The sequence below is a fragment of the 'Chrysanthemum coronarium' phytoplasma genome, from assembly GCF_000744065.1.
In the GTDB taxonomy this organism is placed as follows: Bacteria; Bacillota_I; Bacilli_A; order Acholeplasmatales; family Acholeplasmataceae; genus Phytoplasma; species Phytoplasma asteris.
The window spans coordinates 1-1239 of the sequence record NZ_BBIY01000112.1 but is presented as its reverse complement, the minus strand read 5'-3'; the positions used below and the strand labels follow the sequence as shown (position 1 = coordinate 1239).

General features: G+C 28.7%; 4 protein-coding genes. All 4 read right to left on the bottom strand.

Features of this window, described 5'->3' with window-relative positions:
- Positions 1-127: 127 nt before the first annotated feature.
- Positions 128-508, bottom strand: a complete 381-nt coding sequence (locus OYV_RS03965) for a hypothetical protein (protein WP_236620293.1) — start codon at positions 506-508, stop codon at positions 128-130.
- A 109-nt stretch (positions 509-617) separates the two neighbouring features.
- Complete coding sequence (locus OYV_RS05575; protein WP_269077295.1) at positions 618-716, bottom strand: hypothetical protein; 99 nt, start codon at positions 714-716, stop codon at positions 618-620.
- 14 nt (positions 717-730) lie between these two features.
- Complete coding sequence (locus OYV_RS03960) at positions 731-1033, bottom strand: dihydrofolate reductase (protein WP_269077294.1); 303 nt, start codon at positions 1031-1033, stop codon at positions 731-733.
- Positions 1030-1239, bottom strand: a 210-nt coding sequence (locus OYV_RS03955; protein ID WP_042068408.1) for a thymidylate synthase, incomplete at its 5' end; no start/stop codon positions are given. The genes OYV_RS03955 and OYV_RS03960, both read right to left, overlap by 4 nt.

Here is a 1239-nt window from a genome sequence, read left to right as displayed (position 1 = left end):
ACCTCAGGAAAAACTACCATTGCCATACCATTTTTAACTTTAGGCACTGCCTTTATTAAATTTTGGGCAGTTTTTCTGATATCATCCCTTAAGATTACCATACAATCCAAAGATAAAAAAACTAATTTTAAAAACCATGCAGTTCCAAAAAACAATTAAAATTTTGTTTGGGAGCAAATGATAAAGTTCTTGGAATAACGCTTGTAATAACAAAAGGATCGGTGTATGACTTTTGATTGGCATAAATAACAACGTTTTCTTTTGAAGGGATTAAATGAGGATTTTGAACTACTACTTTAATTCTTAAAAAACGGTTGACAAAACGCGACAAACTACACGAAACAAATCCTTTAAAATAATGATTAGGGGACAAAAAAGTCATTAAAACGAGGCAAAAAACCAAAATTATAAACGTTATTAAAAAAGCCAACAACAAGCTCAAAATTAAATTAACTGGCAGTTTGTAGCAAAAATAAAAATCAACTAGCATAGTTTTGGAAGTTTGCAAAAAAACAAATGTTAGCCAAACGACAATAAAAATAAAAGTTAAAATTTTGGCGTATCTAATTTCTTTTGATAAATGGCAAAAATTAATTGTGGGTGAATTTCTTTTTGGATTAATTGGTATTGTGATAAGTCAATTTTGGAAAAAAAACATTTCCTTGATGTCTTTGTAAAATGTGGGTGATGTATAAAGTTGTTACCCAAGGTAGGATTTGTTGATAGATTTTTACTCCACCAATAAAATATCTTGGGCAGCATTACTTGCCATGAAGGATTGCAAATCAGAAACAACAGTACAATTAGGCAATTCCAAATCATGTTTTAAAGATGCTACATAAGTTTTTTTAAAATTAAAGAGCTTATTTTTTAAATAACTTTTTAAGGATTTATAAGTTTCATACCCAATTAAAACATTTTGATTAAGGGTAATTTTTTTAAAATATTGTAAATCTTGGGAATAATGCCAAGGTAGTTTGTTGTCTTTGCCAATCAAATAATTGCCGTCAAAGGCAGTAATTAAATTAATCATACAGCAATATCGCCTTTCAAAATGCCATCACATTGATAATTTTGCAAAGTAAAATAAATAAATTTAAAATCATCAATATTTTTGATGTCAGGATTTAAAATCATTTGAGGTAATTTTTTAGGAGTTCTTTGAATTTGGGTTTGAACTTGTGCAAGGTGATTGGAATAAATGTGGGCATCTCCTAAAGTATGGATAAATTCGTAAGA

Bases quoted from the DNA above. Each gene is read 5' to 3' on its own strand.
- OYV_RS03960 (WP_269077294.1), bottom strand. From the start codon at position 1,033: ATGATTAATTTAATTACTGCCTTTGACGGCAATTATTTGATTGGCAAA.